This window comes from Pseudomonas sp. GP01-A4, from assembly GCF_058780865.1.
This window is the reverse complement of sequence record NZ_JBYSWF010000026.1, coordinates 1-19,021: the sequence shown is the minus strand read 5'-3', so window position 1 is coordinate 19,021 and position 19,021 is coordinate 1. Positions and strand designations below refer to the sequence as shown.

Genomic DNA, 19,021 nt, shown 5'->3' with positions numbered 1-19,021 from the left:
GGAGTGTGCGCGTTGCAGCCGTCCAACACCGTCGAAGTCCTGTACCACGACCATCACCACTGGCTTACCGGCTGGTTGCGACGCAAGCTCGGCTGCCCGGAAAGCGCCGCCGACCTGGCCCAGGACACCTTCATCCGCGTGCTCACCGCACGGGAAACACCGACGCTGATCGAACCTCGCGCCTTCCTCACCACCATCGCCAAGCGTGTGCTGTGCAACCATTACCGCCGCCAGGACCTGGAGCGCGCCTACATCGACGCCCTGGCGCAAATGCCCGAACACGTGGCGCCGTCGGAGGAAGAGCGGGCAATCATCCTGCAAACCCTGATGGAGCTGGACCAGTTGCTGGATGGCCTGGCGCCCCTGGTCAAACGCGCGTTCCTGCTGTCCCAGCTCGACGGCCTGACCTATGCGCAAATCGGCGCGGAACTGGGCATCTCCATCGCCACGGTCAAGCGCCATCTGAATAAAGCGGCGATGCGCTGCTACTTCGCCCTATGAGTTTCTCAACGCAAGTCGCCGAACAAGCGGTGCACTGGCTGATGGAAATGCAGCAGGGCCCGCTCAACCCACGCAAACAGGCGGCCTGGCAACAGTGGCTGGACGCCCACAGCGAACATCAGCGGGCCTGGGAGCACATCCAGCGAGTGAATCAGCGCTTGCGCGGGATGCCATCACCCCTGGCCCACGCCGCCTTGAATGCACCGAAATCCAACAGTCGTCGTCAGGCCCTGAAGTTGTTGCTGATACTCGGCGCCGGGTCGGCAGCGGCCTGGGGTTTGCGCCAGCAACATATATTGCCGCCGTTGAGTGCCGACTACCGCAGCCCCATCGGCCAACGGCGCAAGTTCCAGCTGGCGGATGGCAGCCAGTTGCAGCTCAACACCGGCAGTGCGGTGGATGTGCATTTTGAGGGCCAGCAACGCTTGATCCGCCTGCTCGAAGGCGAAATCCTGCTGACCGCCAAACCCGGCAACGCCCCGCTGCGGGTCATCACGTCCCAGGGCCTGCTCAGCGCCCAGGCCGCGCGGCTGAACGTGCGGCAATTCAACGATCACACACAACTGGCGGTGTTTGATGGGCACGTTGACGTGATGCCCAACACCTATAGCGGTTTGCCGCTGACCGTCGAAAAAGCCCATCAAGTCAATTTCACCCGCAAAGGCTGGGACACCGCCCGCCCCACCGACGCCGGCAGCGGCGCCTGGGCCGACGGCATGCTGGTGGCGGCCCACATGCGCCTGGAAGATTTCCTCGCCGAATTGAGCCGTTATCGCCGTGGCCAGCTCAATTGCGACCCGCAGGTGGCCAACCTGCTGATTTCCGGCAGCTACCCGCTGGACGACAGCGAACGAATCCTGGACCTGCTGCAAGTCAGCCTGCCGGTCAGGGTTCGGCGGTTTACCCGCTACTGGGTCACTGTCGAAGCGCGTGCCTGAAATATTTTCAAACCCCGTGAGCCGTTTTCCGCACCTCGCGTGACAGAGAAGGAAAGCCACCTTGATCCTTCCTTCTCAGGACCGCACTTCATGCCCCAGCAACCGACTCGCCTGACGCCACTCGCCCGCACCCTGCGCCACTTGTTGCTGGGGGCCAGCCTCAGTTTCAGCACCGTTCCCTACGTAATGGCGGCCGACGCCAAGCCCTACCGCATCGCCCCTACGTCACTGGAAGCGGCGCTGAATCAATTTGGCCGGGAAGCCGGCGTGCTGATTTCATTTGGCTCGGACGTGACTGCCGGCGTGCAAAGCCACGGCCTGTCGGGCAACTACACCGCTGAAGAAGGCTTGAATGCGTTGCTCAAAGGCACCGGCCTGCAAGCCCGTGCCGAGGGCAACAACGCCTTCAGCCTGCAACCGGCGAATGCTCCGGCCACCCTCGAATTGGGCACCTCCAACGTGGTCGGCGACTGGCTGGGGGACGCGGCGCAAACCAACGTCTTCGAGCACCCTGGCGCCCGGGACGTGATCCGCCGCGAAGAATTCGAACGCCAGGGCGCCACCCAGGCCCGCGACGTGCTCAACCGCATTCCCGGGGTCAACGCCCCGGAAAACAACGGCACCGGCAGCCACGACATGGCGCTGAACTTCGGCATTCGCGGGCTCAACCCACGCCTGGCCTCGCGCTCCACGGTCTTGATGGACGGCATCCCGGTGCCGTTCGCGCCGTATGGCCAGCCGCAGTTGTCGTTCGCGCCCATCAGCATGGGCAACATGGATGCCGTGGACGTGGTACGCGGCGGCGGCGCAGTGCGTTATGGCCCGCAGAACGTCGGCGGCATCGTCAACTTCGTCACGCGCGCGATTCCCGATGCGCCAACGGTGAAAGGCGGCCTGCAAACCGAAACCAGCCCGTCTTCCAGCCACGATGGCTTCAAGACCACCGGCAACCTGCTGGCCGGCGGCACGGCGGACAACGGCCTGGGCGGCGCGATCCTGTATTCCGGCACCCGTGGTGGTGATTGGCGCGAGAACAGCGACACCCGCATCGACGACCTGATCCTCAAGGGCAAATACCAGCTGGACGACGCCAACAGCTTCAACGCCATGGCGCAGTACTACGAAGGCAAAGCCGATATGCCCGGTGGTTTGAGCACTGCGGCCTACAAGGCCGACCCGTATCAGTCCACCCGCCCCTACGACCAGTTCTGGGGCCGGCGTACCATGTTCAACGCGGGCTATCGCTACCAGGAAGATCGCCGGGAATTCACGGTCAACAGCTTCTTCACCACCACCCTGCGCAGCGGTTACCTGGACCAGGGCAACTTCCTCTCCCTGTCGCCCCGCGAGTATTGGGTACGCGGCCTGGAAACCCGTTTCGCCCAAGGCTTCGACCTCGGCCCAACCAGCCACGAAGTCGGCGTGGGCTACCGCTACATCAACGAGGCCGGCCACGAACTGCGCTACCGCACGCCGATTTCCGCCAATCAGCAACTGCCGACCACCGACAGCCGCAACGACCGCGACACCCGAGGCAGCACCGAAGCCAATGCGTTCTTCGTCGACGACCGGATAGATATCGGCAAGTGGACCATCACCCCGGGCATCCGCTACGAGATGATCGAGTCCCAGCAGACCAACAACCTCAGCAACGTCAAATACAAAGGCGACTACAACACCGCCCTGCCGGCGCTGAACGTGCTCTACCACCTGACCGACGACTGGAACCTCTACGCCAACACCGAAGGTTCGTTCGGCAGCGTGCAGTACAGCCAGATGCCCAACCGCGTGACCAGTGGCGAAGTGAAGCCGGAAAAAGCCCGCACCTGGGAACTCGGCACACGCTATGACAACGGCACCTTGCGCGCCGAGATCGGCGCGTTCCTGATCAACTTCGACAACCAGTACGACAGCAACCAGACCAACGACACCGTGATCGCCCGCGGCGAAACCCGCCATCAGGGCATCGAGTCCAGCATCAACTACGCCCTCGACGGCTTGAGCCCGGCGCTCGCCGGTTTTGATGTGTACGCCACCTACGCCTACGTCGACGCCACCATCCGCGAAGACGGCCCTAACAAAGGCAACCGCGTACCCTTCTCCTCCAAGCACAAGGGCACCCTGGGTGTGGGTTACACCGAAGGTCGCTGGAAGTTGAACGTGGACAGCAGCTACCAGAGCAGCCAGTTTGCCGACAACGCCAACACTGAAGCAGAAAGTGCTGATGGCAGCACCGGACGCATTCCTGGCTACATGCTGTTCAGCAGCCGCGCGGCGTACGACTTTGGCCCGCAGCTGTCGGATTTGAACGTGGCGGTGGGTGTGAAAAACATCTTCAACAAACAGTACTACACCCGCTCGTTTGACGATAACAACAAGGGCAAATACGTCGGCGAGCCGCGCACGCTGTATGTGCAGACGTCCATCGCGTTCTGATCAACTGCCCGCCAGGCACGACGGTGTGCCGGCCACCAACGCGTCGATGGCGCACCGGGTCTTGGCCGGCATGTGCGTCGCCGTGGGCCAGATGACATGGATCGGCATCGGTTGCTCGCGGTGGCCCGGCAGCACCGCCTGCAATTGCCCGCGCAACACGTAGTGGGCGATCAGCCAACTGGGCAACCAGGCCAGGCCGACCCCGGCGATGGCGGCATCGGCCACGGCCTGCAGGTCATCGAGGATCAACGGCGAGGCGACTCGCTCGCGGTGCGGGGCATTGCTGCGATAGGCAATGCCCCGGTGCCCGGCCAGGTCGTCGATGGAGTCAATACGAGGTGTGCGCTGCAAGTACGCGGGTGACGCCGCCAGGGCAATCGCCTGTTCGCCGAGGCGACGTGCACTCAAGCGGTCGGTGTCAGGCAATGCGCCAATGCGCACCGCCAGGTCGAAGCCTTCCTGGGCCAGGTCGATCAGTCGGTCGGAAAAGGAAATTTCAATCTCCAGTTGTGGAAAACGGTCCATCAGCCCCCACAACGCAGGCGCCGCATAGTGGTGACCGAACGCCAAAGGCAAGCTGGCCCTTAACCGTCCACGTGGCTGCTGACGGCCACTTTCCAGCACGGATTCAGCCGCTTCCAGCTCTGCCAGTGCACGCAGGCAATGCTCGTAATAGGCCTGCCCGTCCTCGGTCAAACGCTGGCGCCGGGTGGAGCGTTGCAACAGCGACGTCCCCAACCGCGCCTCCAGCCGCGCCAGGCCTTTGCCCACCGCCGAGCGCGTGAGGTTCAGCCGTTCGGCGGCCTCCGTCAGATTGCCGCTCTCGACGATCTGCAAAAACAGTTCAACACCATCAAAACGCGGAGTGGCCATGGTCGTTTGTCGCCCTATATTCCCTTATCACAGGAAGAAGTATCGCTAATAAAGAATCAGATTCCCGTGAAAATGACACCTTCCCCCATTGAAAGGAAGAGGCCATGCCACCCGACGCCGTTGTATCTGCCATCAACCCGCCACGTACCGCCCGGGACGGCCTTGCGCTCACCGCCGTGTGCCTGGTGGCGCTGATGTTCGGGCTGGAGATTTCCAGCGTGCCGGTCATCCTGCCCACCCTTGAGCAGCAACTGGGCACCGGCTTTCAGGACGCCCAATGGATCATGAACGCCTACACCCTGGCCTGCACCAGCGTGCTGATGGCCGCCGGCACATTGGCCGATCGTTTTGGCCGCCGACGCATGCTGGTGCTGTGCCTGTGGGTATTCGGGCTGGCTTCGCTCGCCTGCGGGCTGGCGAACGATGCGTCCACGCTGATCGCGGCGCGTTTTGTCCAGGGCGTGGGTGGCGGGGCGATGATGATCTGCCAGTTCGCGATCCTGTCGCACCAGTTCCGCGAGCCGGCGACCCGGGCCCGGGCCTTTGCGGTGTGGGGCGTGATCGCCGGGGTGGGCCTGGGTTTCGGGCCGATGGTGGGGGCATTGATCCTGGCGGTGGCGGATTGGCGCTGGGTGTTCCTGGTGCATGTGCCGTTGACCTTGTTCACCCTGGTGTTGCTGCGCATCAGCGTGCAGGAATCCCGTGACCCGGCGGCCCATCGCCTCGATATAGCCGGTATGGCCACCCTCACCCTGGCAGTGTTCGCCCTGGTCTATTTCATCACCCAGGGCACCGAGAGCGGCTTTGCCACCCCGGCCATGCTCGGTTGGGCCGGGTTGTCGGTGGGCAGCCTGTTGTTGTTCGTGGTTGTCGAGCGGCGCAGCCCGCATCCGATGTTCGACTTCTCGGTGTTTCGCATCCCGCGCTTCAACGGCGCACTGATGGGCTCGATCGGCATGAACTTCAGCTTCTGGCCCTTCATGATCTACCTGCCGCTGTATTTCCAGGCCGGCCTGGGCTACGACACCATGCTCACCGGGCTCGCCCTGCTCGCCTATACCCTGCCCACGTTGGTGGTGCCGCCGCTGGCTGAACGCCTGGCCCTGCGCTATGGCGCCGAACGCATCATTCCATTGGGCCTGGGCCTGATGGGCGTGGGGTTTGTGACAATGGCGGCGATCAATCATAGCGGCCAGCCCAGTGTGGTATGGGTCCTGATCGCCTGTGGGATTGCCGGCAGCGGCTTGGCGTTTACCAACTCGCCCACCACCAACACCACCACCGGATCAGTTTCATCCGACCGCGCGGGGATGGCCTCGGGCATCGACTTCAGTGCAAGGCTGATCACCCTGGCGCTGAATATCGCGTTGATGGGGTTGGTGTTGATACTCGGGATCGCTCATTACCTGGCTGGCATATTGCCTGGCACGGCACAGTTGGCCACCCTCAGTCAGGACATCGCCGCCGGCAGGCTGGACGTGTTGCCGCAGGGCCCACTGATCGCCCAGGCCGCGCTGCGCAACGGTGCGGGCTGGGCCATGTTGTATGCCGGCGTTGGAGCGTGCGCACTGGCGGCCTTGAGCGCCTGTTTTTTCCGGCGCAGCCCGCGCTGACCTTTTGCGCATAAAAAAACGGGCCTGCATCTGCAGGCCCGTTTTCAGTGGGGTTGAAAAAAGTATCAGCTATCAGCCGTTAAGCGCAGCCTGTTCGTTTTCCAGGAATTCCTCTTCTAGCTCGGCCTCGTCGGCCTTGGTATTGGGCAGGCTTTGACCCGCGGCGCGTGGTTTGCCGCGCAGTTTGCCGTACAGATGCTCCAGGGCATGCTCCAGCTTGGTCGCTGCGCCATCGATCGCCTGTTCCAGCGTATCGGCTTTATGGAGGACCGAAAGCGGTTGATGGCCTTTTGGCCGTGCTTCCAGTCGGCAACTCAGATCGTGTGGGCCGGGCTTGTCACCGTTCTCGTCCCGCAGGTAAACCTCGACGCGGGTCAGATCTTCTTCGTAACGTTCGAGCGTGCTCTCAATGGTGGTACGTACCCACTCCTCCAGTCGGATGCTGCTTTCAATATGGTTATCGCTATTGACTTGGATTTGCATAGTTTTCCCTTATTTCAGCTAGCTCGCCGAAGGCCATTCCTGCTTCACCGGATGGGTGAAAACCATGACCTCCTGATTACACAATTGAGCAGACAGAGGAACATTTCAACCCCTTTGCAAAGATAAATCCCACATTACAAATTAACCCTGACTACAACCAAAAACGCTGTTAGGGTGGGGAGTTGGTTACATCTTCTTACCGCCAACTTCCTTACAATTGCCCCTCTCCCAACGGGTGCAATCCGCGAAAAATCTCCGCTTCCTCCACCAGCCAGTCATGCACCGCCCGCACGCCCGGATGGCTCAACGCACCCGGCGCGTACAGCAGCACATAGCGTTTGTGGTTGGGAACGGCGAGGCCGAATGGCACGATCAAGGTGCCGCGTTCCAGTTCGTCATTGAGCAAGGTTCGCCGGGCAATCGCCACGCCCATGCCCGCAATCGCCGCCTCGATGGTCAGGTGGTTGCGGTTGAAGGTATGCCCGCGCCGTACGTCGGCGGCGTCATAGCCGATGGCGTTCAGGTAGAACTCCCACTCTGCGTACTCATAACTCCCACGCCAGGCAGTGATGTCGTGCAGCAGCGGGAAATGCACCAGGTCAGCGGGGCCATGCAGTGGCGGTCGCCCCCGCAGCAGGCTCGGTGCGCACACCGGGAAAATCTGCTCGTCCAGCAAGGCTGTGGATAACAAGCCGGGATAGCTGCCGTCGTTAAGGTCGATGGCCAGGTCGAAGTCGCCCTCGTGCAGGGCGACGCTGCTGTCTTCGGCAACCATGCGCAACTGGATATCCGGGAAGCGCTGCTGCAAACGCGGCAAACGCGGGGTCAGCCATTTGCCGAGAAACGACGGGATCGAACGCAGGCGCAAGGTGCCGCTGATCATCCCGGCGTCCAGCCGCTGCAGCTCGGCATCGATGCTGCCATAGGCCTCGCCCACGGTGATCGCCAACCGCTGGCCCTCTGCACTCAGCTCAACCCCGCGTGCGCGCCGATGGAACAGGCGAAAGCCCAGGCGCTCCTCCAACTGACGGATTTGCTGGCTGACCGCGCCCGGGGTGATGTGCAGTTCCTCGGCGCAACGGGTGAACGACAAATGCCGTGCCGCGCAGGAAAAAACGTGCAACCAGACGTAGGTCTGGCCATGAAGCGGGCGAGCCATAGGGTTTAGTCCTGCTAAAGGGTGTCTTAGGATAATTCGTTGGTCAGTGCCGATCCAGAGGCTCAGTATCGCGCCGATTCCGCTTGTCCTACAAAACATGGCAGCGATTTCTACTCCATTGCTTGTAAGGGTTTAGCATGGCTATCAGTGTTTTCGATCTATTCAAAGTGGGCATCGGTCCTTCCAGCTCCCATACCGTCGGCCCGATGCGGGCCGCGGCGACCTTCGTCCAAGCGCTGATCGACCAGCAATTGCTCGACGAAACCCGTCGCGTAGAGGTGCGTTTGTACGGCTCGCTGTCCGCCACCGGTGTCGGCCACGCCACCGACCGCGCCTGTGTGATGGGCCTGATGGGCGAATGGCCAGACAGCATCGACCCCACCAGCATCGGCCCACGCATCCAGCAACTGCGCGAGTCCGGCCAATTGCTGCTCGGCGGCCGCACGTCGATTGCCTTCAACTGGCAACACGACCTCCTGCTGCTGGACGAAAGCCTGCCCTACCACCCCAACGCCATGTCCCTGCATGCCTACGGCGAAAACGGCCCGTTGAGCGAGCAAACGTACTACTCGGTGGGCGGCGGTTTCATCATCGAAGCGGCAGAAGCCGAGTCCGGCATCGCGCCTACCAGCGAAGTGCAATTGCCCTACGACTTTTCGAGCGCCGTCGAACTGCTGGCCTTGTGCAACAAGCACGGCCTGCGGGTTTCCGAGCTGATGATGGCCAACGAGCGGGCCTGGCGCAGCGATGCCGAGATCCGCAGCGGCCTGCTGCATATCTGGTCGGTGATGCGTGAATGCGTCGAACAAGGCCTGCGCCACGAAGGCATCCTGCCCGGCGGTCTGGATGTGCCACGGCGCGCCGCGAAATTGCACCGCAGCCTGCTGGAAATCGGCAAACCCAACGTCATCACCTCGACCTTGTCGGCCATGGAATGGGTCAACCTGTTCGCCCTCGCCGTCAACGAAGAAAACGCCGCCGGCGGGCGCATGGTGACGGCGCCGACCAATGGCGCGGCGGGAATCATCCCGGCGGTGCTGCACTACTACATGAAGTTCAACCCGGACGCGTCCGACGATGACGTGGTGAATTTCTTCCTGGCTGCCGCCGCCGTCGGCATCCTCTGCAAGAAAAACGCCTCGATCTCCGGCGCCGAAGTCGGCTGCCAGGGCGAAGTGGGTTCCGCCTGCGCCATGGCCGCTGCCGGCCTTGCAGACGTGCTCGGCGCATCCCCGGAGCAACTGGAAAACGCCGCCGAAATCGGCCTGGAACATAACCTGGGGTTGACCTGCGACCCGGTTGGCGGGTTGGTCCAGGTGCCGTGCATCGAGCGCAACGCCATCGCCGCGGTCAAGGCGATCAACGCCACGCAAATGGCCCTGCGCGGCGACGGCAAACACTTCATCTCCCTGGACCGGGTGATCCGCACCATGCGCGACACCGGCGCCGACATGCACGACAAATACAAAGAAACTTCACGGGGCGGCCTGGCCGTCAGCTGGGTGGAGTGCTGATCGGAGCACTCCTGCCGCCCCAACGTGAGCCCGCGCAAAAATAATAACGAGGCAATAACGATGACCGATGTACGTACACCTGCTGCCGAAAATCCCGCTGTAGACCTGACGCCGACCACCGTTACACAAGGCTGGAACAAACACGACACCACCTGGATGCTCGGCCTCTACGGCACCGCCATCGGTGCCGGCACCTTGTTCCTGCCGATCAACGCTGGCGTGGGCGGCTTCTGGCCGTTGATCGTGCTGGCGCTGCTGGCCTTCCCGATGACCTTCTTCGCCCACCGTGGGCTGACGCGCTTTGTGTTGTCGGGCAAATCCGGCGACATCACCGAAGTGGTGGAAGAACACTTCGGCATCGGCGCCGGCAAGCTGATCACCCTGCTGTACTTCTTCGCGATCTTCCCGATTTTGCTGGTGTACAGCGTGGCGCTGACCAACACCCTGACCAGCTTTATGGAACACCAACTGCACCTGGCTGCACCGCCCCGGGCAATCCTGTCGCTGGTGCTGATCCTCGGCCTGATGGCCATTGTGCGCTGCGGCCAGGGCGTGATCGTCAAGGCCATGAGCGTGCTGGTGTACCCCTTCGTCGCCGCCCTGCTGCTGTTGGCGGTGAGCCTGATCCCCAACTGGAACGGCGCATTCTTCGCCTCCGCCAGCGAAGGCATGCCCGTGCCGGCCTTCTTCAAGACCTTGTGGCTGGCGATCCCGGTGATGGTGTTTTCCTTCAACCACTCGCCGATCATCTCCGCCTTCGCCGTCGACCAGAAACGCGTGTACGGCCCGCAAGCCGAACGCAAAAGCAGCGGCATCCTGGCCATGGCCCACAGCATGATGGTGCTGACGGTGATGTTCTTCTGCTTCAGCTGCGTGCTGGCCCTGTCGCCGGCTGACCTCGCCGCCGCCAAGGCGCAGAACATCTCGATCCTGTCGTACCTGGCGAACCACTTCCAGACCCCGGTCATCGCCTACGCCGCACCGTTGATCGCGCTGGTGGCGATCACCAAATCCTTCCTGGGCCACTACATCGGCGCCAGCGAAGGCTTCCAGGGCCTGATCGTCAAATCCCTGCGCGGGCGCAACCGCAGCATGTCGGCCAAGTGGCTGGAGCGCTGCACCGCGCTGTTCATGGTGCTCACCTGCTGGGCCGTGGCCACCTTCAACCCGAGCATCCTCGGCATGATCGAAACCATGGGCGGGCCGATCATCGCCTGCCTGTTGTTCTTGATGCCGATGTACGCCATCCGCCGAGTGCCATCCCTGCGCCAGTACTCGGGCCAGGCGTCCAACGTGTTTGTGGTGTTGATCGGTTTGATTGCGCTGTCTGCGATCGTTTTTTCGGTCATGCCCTGAAACGGATCACCGAACTCAAAAACACCACCCACCCACTGTGGGAGCGGGCTTGCTCGCGAAAGCGGTCGTTCAGCCGAGTAATCATTGGCTGACACACCGCATTCGCGAGCAAGCCCGCTCCCACAGTGGAAATTTGATGGCAGGCAGATTGCTGTACGGCACGCCCCTTGCTGTACAGCTACTGAGGAAAACGGACCTTGTGAAAACCTCAGCGAGCGAATGGCCGGTGGTCAGGAAACGCGAACTAATCCCGACACCGGTCGTCAATGACTGCATGTTCTTATCAGGCGGTAACGCACCATGGACAACCCTTTTCAGATCATCACCGACACCTTCGCCCCGAAATACCGGGTCAATTTAAGCATCCAGCGGCTGGACGGCAGCATCATGCTGACCCTGTCCGATGAAGACGGCGTCGTGGCCAAACGCATGATCAGCGCCGAACAACGCAACGACCCCCAGCGCCTGAAACGGCTGGTGCAGAGTGTGCAATTCGGGATTGCGATCGAGCAGGGGCACAGCGCGATGGAGATATTGGCGGTGATGACCGATGGGGACAGCCACCAGGTACTGCAGCGGCCGCCGGTCAGCAGGCCGCCGCTCAACGCAGGGTTCTAGAGCTCGCCCTTCTCTGTTTCAAGGCTCGCTTCACCCTTGCGGCGCGGGCCTTCGACCTTCACCGACGGAAATGCCGACGACGCATACCGCACCACCAGAATCGCGAACGCCAGCAGCAGAATCCCACCGCACAGGTAGATGATGCCGATGTCGGGCGGGTTGTGGTGGGACACGTTGGAAATCAGCAGACGGGTCAGCGCCGTGATCGCCACGTAGATCAGGAAACGCACCGGCATGTGGTTGGTCTTGAAATAAATCCCGACCATCGCCCCCAGTTCCAGGTAGATGAACAGCAGCAAGATGTCATCGATCTTGATGTGCCCCGTCTCCAGCATCCCCAGAAATTCCATCACCGCGGCATAGGCGGTCACCGCACCAATGGCGAACAGTGCCAGGTAGTGGAAGGTCTCGACGAACAGATTTCCCAAGGACTCGGCCAGTTGGTGCACGGTCTTGCGCAGGTTTTCAGCCCAGTTGATTTTCACGATGATGCTTCCTTAGGTCGGCTCGACCGGATAATGCGGGTTGGACGTGACGGTTTCTCTGCATGCAGAAAAAAGGCCAGGGAACAGGAAGTGAGATGGTGGCGGGGTGATATGAGGCACTTATCTTGCTGCTTGATGATCGTTCCCACGCTCTGCGTGGGAATGCCGCCCCGGACGCTCCGCGTCCCATGCCCTATGGTTTCGGGTAGGGGTGACGCGGAGCGTCACGGTATGCATTCCCACGCAGAGCGTGGGAACGATCCATCTAGGTGACCGGGTGATTCAGGTCAGGTCGGGGCGACTTGATCCAACGCTTGATCGACCAATAAACCACTCATTTCCAGCAGTTGATGGATCGCCAGAAGCAAACTTCGCTGTGGTCCTTCAAGCTCAAAAGCCAGGCTACTGGCCATTTCACGGGCACTGTTCAAGGTTTCGCTGGCATTGGCGAGTAATGTTTCAGTGTCAGTATTTGGGGTCACAGCGAAAAGCGCGGTAGGCGGCTTTATAGGCGATTCAGAAAAACAGGCAGTCATTTTTACCATGGTGCATTCCTTGGATTTACAAGATGTTTGCTCCTTAAATTCGAGCCGCCAAACTCGTGTACCGCATAAGCGAAGCCCGGAGAAGGTAAGCCACTGAATGACGCTCCTGCAACCCCACCAACCTGTGAGAAGTTTCCGATAGGGCAAACCAGCATTTGCCAGCTACATTGAAAAGCCACTACCCAAAGCCCATGGATTGGCTTATGCTTTTAGCTGTATATAAATACAGTAGTCGCGAGAACGCTTGGCGACATTCGAACCAAGGGCAACTCCCTTCAATACTGCACCGATGACGAGGCCGAAAAATGGCTGTTGAAACCCTGTATCGCAGTACCCGTGACCTGGAGACTACATTCGTGGATCGCAAACTTGCCGACGCACACGACCAGATGCTTGAACTGGCAGAGTCCCTGATGGAAGTGCTGTTGAAAAACGTCGAAGGCTTGAGCGAGAAGCAGGCTGAAGATGCCGGTATTTTCATGGCCAAGAACCGCGCGGCGTTTGCGGCGGCGTTCAAGAACAATGCGAGTGCATTGGCGGAGATTGGGCAGCCAGCGGCTGAGTGATGCATTGCCAGTAGTGGCGAAAGGGCTTGCTGTGGCAGAGGGCGCTTGCTTTGAGCAAGGGCGCTTGCTGTGGCAGAGGGAGCTTGCTGTGGCGAGGGAGCTTGCTCCCGCTGGGCTGCGCAGCAGACCCAAAAGCTTGGGAGCGCTGCGCACTCCAGCGGGAGCAAGCTCCCTCGCCACAGCAAGCTCCCTCACCACAACAAGCTCCCTCGCCACAGGTTAAGCGTTGATGCCTTTCACATGTGTCATGCCTGCCACAAGGTCTTGCCGAAGAACGTCAACGTGCGGTCCCACGCCAGTTGCGACCATGCGGCATCGTATTGCGTGTCTGCAATCCGACCATCACCAATCGCCGTCTCGTTGGCAAACGCATGGCGCGCCAGGTAGCGATGGAAAGTCGCGTCTACACCCGCAGCATGCAGTTTTGACTCCAGCTCCGCCACGGTGTCGATATTGAAGAAGGCATCCTGCGTGCCCCAATGCCCGATCAGCGACGCCTTGATCTTCGAAGCATCCAGATACTCCAGCGGCGGGAAGCCGTACCACACCACGCCCGCAGCCACTTCCGGAATCGCGTTCAACGCCAGCAACGTCAACGCCCCGCCCATGCAGTAACCGGTCACACCGACTTTTTTCGAATCCGCCTGCAAGTACTGCACAGCACCCTTGATGTCTTGGGAAACCGCGTCACCAAAATCCAGCCCATCCATCAGGTGGTGAGCCTCTTCCTCTTCCACGGTCGACGCGCCGCGATAAAGGTCCGGCACCAACACGCGGTAACCGCATTCGGCCAGTCGATTGGCCACGCCCTTGATCTGATCGTTTACGCCCCACCATTCCTGGATCACCACGATCGCCGGCGCGCCTTCGAGTACCGCCGGGCTGGCCAGGTAGCCGTTGACGTCCGCGCCATCCGGGCGTTTGAAGGTAATCATGCGCCCGCTGGAGCGCCCTGCTGTTTGTTTGGACATGCCAACCTCGTTCTGATGGGTTTGAAAAAATAAGCCTGCAACAGAGATATCTGTATTTGCACGTGTCCGCCACTGCGGGTGTATCAGAGTGTGTATGGATGCCCCTGAGATACACACGTACCGGCAATCGCGGCAGCGCGACACACGACAGATACACATCGGCGCTTAAGTGATGAAGCCTGTTCAACATTCAATCACCCAGGGCCCGGAAAATAAAATGAATAACCTCCCATCTGTCGACCGTCTCACCGTCACCTCCTACACCAATGGGCTGCTCGGCCCCAGCCAGAAAATGCTCGGCCCGCTGGCCGACGGTGGCACCTTGATCACCGGCACCCCGCCCGGTTGCTGGGGCCCGATGATCACGCCGGCCTTTGAGGGTGGCCATGAAGTGACCCAGCCCGTGTTCATCGCCGGCGCCGAAATCGGCGACGCGGTGGCGCTGAAGATCAAGCGCATGCGCGTCACCTCCCTGGCCACGTCCTCGGGGGTCATGAGTTTTGTCGAAGGGCGTTACCACGGCGACCCGTTCGTCGCGAAGTTCTGCTCCAACTGCGGGCAAGAGCATCCCGCCAGCCACGTCGAAGGCATTGGCGATGACGCCATTCGTTGCGATGCCTGTGGCGCCGAGGTCAGTGCGTTTCGTTTCAGCAATGGTTACGTGATCGTTCTGGATGCCGAGCATCAGGTGAGCCTGACGGTCAACCAGGCCGTGGCGGATCGCCTGGCCGGCAAGGCATCGGACCTGTCGGCGCTGCCCGAACTGTCTGCCCAGCACTCGATCCTGTCCCTGGCCCGCGCCGATATCCCGGGCCTGGCCGCGCATATGCGCCCATTCCTGGGCAACATCGGCACCACGCCTTCACGGGATCTGCCGGATTCCCACAACTGCGGCGACTTCGGCCAGTACCTGGTGGGCGCGCCCCATCGCTACAGCATGACCCATGATGAACTGCACGCCGCGAAAACCGATGGCCACATGGACACCAATTCCGTGCGCGAAGGCTGCATCCTGATCTGCCCGGTGAAGGTCCCCGGCGCCGGCGTATACATGGGCGATATGCATGCTCAACAGGGCAATGGCGAAATTGCCGGGCATGCCACCGATGTGTCGGGGGAAACCGAACTGACGGTGCAGGTGATCAAGGGCCTGAGCCTGGACGGGCCGATCCTGCTGCAAAACCTCGATGACCTGCCGCCCATGGCGCGCCCGATGACCGCGGAGCAACGCCTGCGGGTGAAGGCACTGGGGGAGCGCTGGGGCCAGGTGGAGATCGAGGAGAACGCGCCCATCACCTTCATCGGCAGTGGGACCAATCTCAACGTCGCGACAGACAACGGACTGGAACGCGCCGCCGCCGTGACCGGGCTGCCGCTCGACGAAGTGCGCAACCGCGCGACCATCAACGGCTCAATTGAAATCAGCCGCCTGCCGGGAACCGTGCGGGTCACGATTCTGTGCCCGATGCACATCCTTGATCGTATGGGCGTGGGCCAACTGGCCCGGGAGAAATATCAGCTTTGACCCGCCTCAGCGGTACAGCAAGCGCTCCGCCAGCTCATCCGCTACCCGCGCGGGTGAGCGCTTTTCAGCCTGGGCATGGGCGAAGATTTCGGTCAGGCGTGTGCCGATGTTCGACAGGTGCGCGGTGATGGTTTCCAGCTCCGCGCCGCCGTGCTTGAGGGCCACGTAGATCAGCCCACCGGAGTTGATCACGTAGTCCGGCGCGTAAAGAATCCCACGCCCTTCCAACTGATCGGCCACTTGCAGGTTGGTCAGTTGCGCACTGGCGGAGCCGGCCACCGCTGCGCATCGCAACTGCGCGACCGTGTAGCGGTTGAACACCGCGCCCACACCGCAGGGCGCAAGGATATCGCACGGAGTGCTGAGCAAGGCTTCGTTGGCAATCGGGTGCGCACCCAGTTGTTCCATCGCCAGTTGCACCTTGCCGTGGTCGATGTCGCTCACCAGCAATTCAGCCCCGGCGGCGTGCAGCTGCTCGGCCAGGGCATAACCGACGTTGCCCAGGCCCTGGATCGCCACGCGCAGACCTTCCAGATTATCGCTGCCCAGGCGAGCCATCGCGGTGGTGCGGATGCCGGCGAACACGCCCATCGCCGCGTGGGGCGAGGGATCGCCGGCCGCCGTGGTGCTGGTGACATAGCGGGTCTGCTGGGCGATGCAATCCATGTCGGCCACCGAGGTGCCGCTGTCGATGGCGGTGATGTAGCGGCCATCCAACTGCTCGATGCAGCGGCCGAAGGCTTCAAACAATGCCGCGCGGCTTTCCACATGGGCGGGGCGGATGATCACCGCATTGCCGCCACCCACCGGCAAACCGGCCAGCGCGGCCTTGTAGCTCATGCCCTGGGCCAGGCGCGCGGCATCCGCCACGGCACTTTCATCGTCGGGGTAAGAGAGATAGCGGCAGCCTCCAAGGGCGGGACCCAGGCGGCTGTTGTGGATGGCAATGACCGCCTTCAACCCGGTGGCCGGGTCAACGCTCAGGTGCAGCGATTCAAGGCGGGTGCTGTGCATGAGCGCAAACATCGTCAAGCTCCCGAATCACTTCTGGTAGGCGCCAAGTATAGGACTGCCAGCGAAACCCTGCTGAAGCGCGCAGGAATAAGACCACCGGTTTTAAAGGGTTTGCGACATAAACAGGTAGGACCTGTCTTAAGGCACTGGACGAAAGTTCACAGCAAGGCTAAAACGAGACATCCGCCGGAGAACCCAATGAAGCCCCGCGACGCCTTTTTTGCCTGCCTGGAACGCTCACCGCCCGCGCTGTTTGAAGCCGCGCTGTGGATGGCGGCCGAGCACGACCCGGCGGTGGACCCCTTGGCCATCCTGCAGGACTTCAAGGTATTGCAGCAATTGGTCAGCCTCAGCATGCCGATGCTGCCGGCGGATGAACTCGGACAACCGTTGCTGCGGCGCATGAACGACCTGGGGTTCGCCCAGGATGACCACACCCCGCTGCGCCCCGCCGCCGCGCTGCTGGACAAGGTGTTGAAACGTAAACGCGGCCAGCCACTGGCCTTGGGGCTGATCGCCCTGGAGCTGGCGCGGCGCCTGGACATCCCCTTGGTCGGCGTCAACTTCCCGGGGCACTTCCTGTTGCGCGTGCCGGGCGCCGATCACCTGCTCGACCCCTGCGGCGGCCGACGCCTGTACCCCAACGATTGCCGCGACCTGCTGACCCGCCAATACGGGCCCAATCTCAAGTTGCAGGCCGACCACCTGCACACCGCCGAGCCGCGATCGATCCTGCAACGGCTGTCGCGTAATCTGCGGCAGTTGCACCTCTCCAACGACGACCACCTGGCCGCTCTGGTGGATGCCGAACGCGTGCTGGAGCTGGGCAATGCCAGCGCCGCCGATTACCTGGCCCGGGCCAGTTTGTATCAGCGCCTGGATTGCCCGAACGCCGAGCGTTTTGACCTGGAACACGCATTGATGCTCAGCGAAGACCCGATCCAGCGTCTACGCCTGACCGAACGGCTGGGGCATTTGCCGCCGAACTCTGTGGTGCATTGACTGGCGAGCGCACCTGGATAATCAACAACGCCGCTATCACCGCCGGAATCGCGCAGAAGAAGAAAATCTGCTGCACCGGTATGTGCATCGCCAGCAGCAGGCTGCCGAACAGCGGCCCCAGGATCGACCCGAACCGCCCGACACCCAGTGCCCAGCCTGTACCGGTGGCCCGCACGTGAGCCGGGTAGAAGTTACTGGCGAACGCGTTCAGGGTCAGTTGACCGCCGATGATGCAGAAGCCCGCAGCAAACACGCAGGCCACCAGATAGCGCGGATTGTCGTGATTCAGCCCCAGCAGGATGGTGCACACCGCAGCCGCTGCCAGCACGCCGGACAGTAGGCGCACTTTGCTTTTGAGCCGGTCGGCAAACCAGGCCATGCCGATGGCGCCCAGTGTCCCGGCGAACAGGAACATCGAGGTCACCAGATTGGCTTCGTTCAGGCCCAGGCCGCTTTCCAGCAACAGCGAAGGCAGCCAGCTGATCATGAAATACAGCAGGATCAGGCTGACAAAAAACGTCGCCCACAGCAGCAAGGTCGGGCGCGCATAACCATGGCGGAACAGCTCCACCACCGTCAGTTTGCTGCCTTGCTCCTGGCGGTTTTCAGCCTCGCTCGCTGGCGGCGGTTGCCAGCCTGGCAGCATTCGCGCGGTGACTTTTTGCAGGCGCGCATACGGCGGTGCATCACGCAGCAGGCGTGGCAGGGATTCGGGCAACATCCAGGCAAGAAACGGAAACAACAGCAATGGCGTCACACCACCGGCGAGGAACACCGCCTGCCAGCCGAAACTGTCGATAAACCCGGCCGCGACAAAACCTCCGGCCGCACCGCCGAAAGAAAAGCCACAGGCGGCGAGCGTCACCATCAATGTTCGCAGGCGGGGTGGTGAGTATTCCGACATGAGGGCCATGGCGCTGGGCATTGCACCGCCCATGCCGATGCCGCAGATAAAGCGGGCGGCCATCAAGGTATTGAGAGAGTTGGCGAACACCATCAGCACCGTGAGGCTGGCGTAGATCAACACACAGCACAGCAGGATTCGCCGCACCCCGAAGCGATCCGCCAGCGGCGTGACGGCCAGGGAGCCCAGCGTCAGCCCCAGCAGGTTGGCGCTGAACACCGGGCCGAACGCGGCTTTTTCCAGGCCCCAGTCCTTGGCCAGCGCCGGTACTACGTAGCCCAGGACCTGGGCGTCGTAGCCATCGGTGACCAGCAACAGTGCCAGCAACAGGAGAATCAACCACTGATAGCGCGACACCGGACGGGCGTCGAGTGCCGCACGAAAGCTGGCAATCTGATTGTGCATCGCAAGGGACCTGTATTGTTTTTATATATTTTGGACACGCTGAAGATCACATGTGGGAGCGGGCTTGCTCGCGAAAGCGGTACGCCAGTCAATACATCTGCTGACTGATACAC

General features: G+C 61.8%; 18 protein-coding genes. 10 read left to right on the top strand and 8 right to left on the bottom strand.

Features of this window, described 5'->3' with window-relative positions; translation table 11 throughout:
- The first annotated feature begins 12 nt into the window (after positions 1-12).
- The 3 genes from AC3WKX_RS16485 (at position 13) to fecA (ending at position 3,875) form a co-directional block, all read left to right on the top strand.
- A complete protein-coding gene (locus AC3WKX_RS16485) occupies positions 13-501 on the top strand; it encodes a sigma-70 family RNA polymerase sigma factor (RefSeq protein ID WP_087695173.1) in 489 nt (162 codons plus the stop codon).
- The gene (locus AC3WKX_RS16480; protein WP_102605178.1) at positions 498-1,439 is read left to right on the top strand and encodes a FecR domain-containing protein; all 942 of its coding nucleotides are present in this window, start codon (positions 498-500) and stop codon (positions 1,437-1,439) included. The genes AC3WKX_RS16485 and AC3WKX_RS16480 overlap by 4 nt, the downstream gene beginning before the upstream one ends.
- Before the next feature lie 90 nt (positions 1,440-1,529).
- Positions 1,530-3,875, top strand: a complete 2,346-nt coding sequence (gene fecA, locus AC3WKX_RS16475; protein ID WP_102605177.1) for a TonB-dependent Fe(3+) dicitrate receptor FecA — start codon at positions 1,530-1,532, stop codon at positions 3,873-3,875.
- On the opposite strand, the gene AC3WKX_RS16470 is transcribed toward fecA, so the two are convergent.
- The gene (locus AC3WKX_RS16470) at positions 3,876-4,748 is read right to left on the bottom strand and encodes a LysR family transcriptional regulator (protein ID WP_008438547.1); all 873 of its coding nucleotides are present in this window, start codon (positions 4,746-4,748) and stop codon (positions 3,876-3,878) included.
- Positions 4,749-4,852: 104 nt separating this feature from the next.
- Between AC3WKX_RS16470 and AC3WKX_RS16465 the strand changes: the two genes are divergently transcribed.
- On the top strand, positions 4,853-6,361 hold the full coding sequence (locus tag AC3WKX_RS16465; protein WP_102605176.1) for an MFS transporter: 1,509 nt from the start codon (positions 4,853-4,855) through the stop codon (positions 6,359-6,361).
- 72 nt (positions 6,362-6,433) lie between these two features.
- Here AC3WKX_RS16465 and AC3WKX_RS16460 read toward each other — a convergent pair whose 3' ends face one another.
- Complete coding sequence (locus AC3WKX_RS16460) at positions 6,434-6,844, bottom strand: HPF/RaiA family ribosome-associated protein (protein WP_003212772.1); 411 nt, start codon at positions 6,842-6,844, stop codon at positions 6,434-6,436.
- Between the two features lie 211 nt (positions 6,845-7,055).
- Positions 7,056-8,003: a LysR substrate-binding domain-containing protein gene (locus tag AC3WKX_RS16455; RefSeq protein ID WP_003212775.1), complete on the bottom strand. Its 948-nt coding sequence runs from the start codon at positions 8,001-8,003 to the stop codon at positions 7,056-7,058.
- A 137-nt stretch (positions 8,004-8,140) separates the two neighbouring features.
- On the opposite strand from AC3WKX_RS16455, the gene AC3WKX_RS16450 reads away from it, so the two are divergent.
- The 3 genes from AC3WKX_RS16450 to AC3WKX_RS16440 all read left to right on the top strand — a co-directional run bounded on the left by AC3WKX_RS16450 (position 8,141) and on the right by AC3WKX_RS16440 (position 11,491).
- Complete coding sequence (locus tag AC3WKX_RS16450; RefSeq protein WP_008438553.1) at positions 8,141-9,517, top strand: L-serine ammonia-lyase; 1,377 nt, start codon at positions 8,141-8,143, stop codon at positions 9,515-9,517.
- Between the two features lie 60 nt (positions 9,518-9,577).
- Positions 9,578-10,873 (top strand): serine/threonine transporter, encoded by a 1,296-nt coding sequence (locus tag AC3WKX_RS16445; RefSeq protein ID WP_102605175.1) that lies wholly within the window; start codon positions 9,578-9,580, stop codon positions 10,871-10,873.
- A 300-nt stretch (positions 10,874-11,173) separates the two neighbouring features.
- Positions 11,174-11,491, top strand: coding sequence for a DUF3509 domain-containing protein (locus AC3WKX_RS16440; protein ID WP_003212781.1), 318 nt, complete (start codon positions 11,174-11,176; stop codon positions 11,489-11,491).
- On the opposite strand, the gene AC3WKX_RS16435 is transcribed toward AC3WKX_RS16440, so the two are convergent.
- Complete coding sequence (locus AC3WKX_RS16435; protein ID WP_003212783.1) at positions 11,488-11,976, bottom strand: phosphate-starvation-inducible protein PsiE; 489 nt, start codon at positions 11,974-11,976, stop codon at positions 11,488-11,490. The genes AC3WKX_RS16440 and AC3WKX_RS16435 overlap by 4 nt on opposite strands.
- A gap of 287 nt (positions 11,977-12,263) precedes the next feature.
- Positions 12,264-12,521: a DUF6124 family protein gene (locus tag AC3WKX_RS16430; RefSeq protein WP_008438570.1), complete on the bottom strand. Its 258-nt coding sequence runs from the start codon at positions 12,519-12,521 to the stop codon at positions 12,264-12,266.
- A 305-nt stretch (positions 12,522-12,826) separates the two neighbouring features.
- Between AC3WKX_RS16430 and AC3WKX_RS16425 the strand changes: the two genes are divergently transcribed.
- The gene (locus AC3WKX_RS16425) at positions 12,827-13,087 is read left to right on the top strand and encodes a YebG family protein (RefSeq protein ID WP_003212789.1); all 261 of its coding nucleotides are present in this window, start codon (positions 12,827-12,829) and stop codon (positions 13,085-13,087) included.
- Between the two features lie 245 nt (positions 13,088-13,332).
- Here the strand turns inward: AC3WKX_RS16425 and AC3WKX_RS16420 are convergent, their stop codons facing one another.
- Positions 13,333-14,058 (bottom strand): dienelactone hydrolase family protein, encoded by a 726-nt coding sequence (locus tag AC3WKX_RS16420; protein WP_102605174.1) that lies wholly within the window; start codon positions 14,056-14,058, stop codon positions 13,333-13,335.
- Between the two features lie 217 nt (positions 14,059-14,275).
- Here AC3WKX_RS16420 and AC3WKX_RS16415 point away from each other — a divergent pair, with 217 nt between their 5' ends.
- Positions 14,276-15,583 (top strand): acetamidase/formamidase family protein, encoded by a 1,308-nt coding sequence (locus tag AC3WKX_RS16415; RefSeq protein WP_102605173.1) that lies wholly within the window; start codon positions 14,276-14,278, stop codon positions 15,581-15,583.
- 6 nt (positions 15,584-15,589) lie between these two features.
- Here the strand turns inward: AC3WKX_RS16415 and AC3WKX_RS16410 are convergent, their stop codons facing one another.
- Positions 15,590-16,609, bottom strand: coding sequence for a Leu/Phe/Val dehydrogenase (locus AC3WKX_RS16410; RefSeq protein ID WP_010176963.1), 1,020 nt, complete (start codon positions 16,607-16,609; stop codon positions 15,590-15,592).
- Between the two features lie 186 nt (positions 16,610-16,795).
- On the opposite strand from AC3WKX_RS16410, the gene AC3WKX_RS16405 reads away from it, so the two are divergent.
- Positions 16,796-17,599, top strand: a complete 804-nt coding sequence (locus tag AC3WKX_RS16405) for a SirB1 family protein (protein ID WP_003212796.1) — start codon at positions 16,796-16,798, stop codon at positions 17,597-17,599.
- On the opposite strand, the gene AC3WKX_RS16400 is transcribed toward AC3WKX_RS16405, so the two are convergent.
- Positions 17,523-18,908, bottom strand: a complete 1,386-nt coding sequence (locus AC3WKX_RS16400; RefSeq protein WP_087695182.1) for an MFS transporter — start codon at positions 18,906-18,908, stop codon at positions 17,523-17,525. The genes AC3WKX_RS16405 and AC3WKX_RS16400 overlap by 77 nt on opposite strands.
- Positions 18,909-19,021 lie beyond the last annotated feature (113 nt).

Excerpts from the sequence above, each read along its gene's own strand:
- AC3WKX_RS16410 (WP_010176963.1), bottom strand. The coding sequence starts at position 16,609 with ATGTTTGCGCTCATGCACAGCACCCGCCTTGAATCGCTGCACCTGAGC.
- AC3WKX_RS16470 (WP_008438547.1), bottom strand. The coding sequence starts at position 4,748 with ATGGCCACTCCGCGTTTTGATGGTGTTGAACTGTTTTTGCAGATCGTC.
- AC3WKX_RS16405 (WP_003212796.1), top strand. The coding sequence starts at position 16,796 with ATGAAGCCCCGCGACGCCTTTTTTGCCTGCCTGGAACGCTCACCGCCC.
- AC3WKX_RS16465 (WP_102605176.1), top strand. The coding sequence starts at position 4,853 with ATGCCACCCGACGCCGTTGTATCTGCCATCAACCCGCCACGTACCGCC.
- AC3WKX_RS16420 (WP_102605174.1), bottom strand. The coding sequence starts at position 14,058 with ATGTCCAAACAAACAGCAGGGCGCTCCAGCGGGCGCATGATTACCTTC.
- fecA (WP_102605177.1), top strand. The coding sequence starts at position 1,530 with ATGCCCCAGCAACCGACTCGCCTGACGCCACTCGCCCGCACCCTGCGC.
- AC3WKX_RS16425 (WP_003212789.1), top strand. The coding sequence starts at position 12,827 with ATGGCTGTTGAAACCCTGTATCGCAGTACCCGTGACCTGGAGACTACA.
- AC3WKX_RS16445 (WP_102605175.1), top strand. The coding sequence starts at position 9,578 with ATGACCGATGTACGTACACCTGCTGCCGAAAATCCCGCTGTAGACCTG.
- AC3WKX_RS16450 (WP_008438553.1), top strand. The coding sequence starts at position 8,141 with ATGGCTATCAGTGTTTTCGATCTATTCAAAGTGGGCATCGGTCCTTCC.
- AC3WKX_RS16440 (WP_003212781.1), top strand. The coding sequence starts at position 11,174 with ATGGACAACCCTTTTCAGATCATCACCGACACCTTCGCCCCGAAATAC.
- AC3WKX_RS16400 (WP_087695182.1), bottom strand. The coding sequence starts at position 18,908 with ATGCACAATCAGATTGCCAGCTTTCGTGCGGCACTCGACGCCCGTCCG.
- AC3WKX_RS16430 (WP_008438570.1), bottom strand. The coding sequence starts at position 12,521 with ATGGTAAAAATGACTGCCTGTTTTTCTGAATCGCCTATAAAGCCGCCT.
- AC3WKX_RS16460 (WP_003212772.1), bottom strand. The coding sequence starts at position 6,844 with ATGCAAATCCAAGTCAATAGCGATAACCATATTGAAAGCAGCATCCGA.
- AC3WKX_RS16455 (WP_003212775.1), bottom strand. The coding sequence starts at position 8,003 with ATGGCTCGCCCGCTTCATGGCCAGACCTACGTCTGGTTGCACGTTTTT.
- AC3WKX_RS16415 (WP_102605173.1), top strand. The coding sequence starts at position 14,276 with ATGAATAACCTCCCATCTGTCGACCGTCTCACCGTCACCTCCTACACC.
- AC3WKX_RS16480 (WP_102605178.1), top strand. The coding sequence starts at position 498 with ATGAGTTTCTCAACGCAAGTCGCCGAACAAGCGGTGCACTGGCTGATG.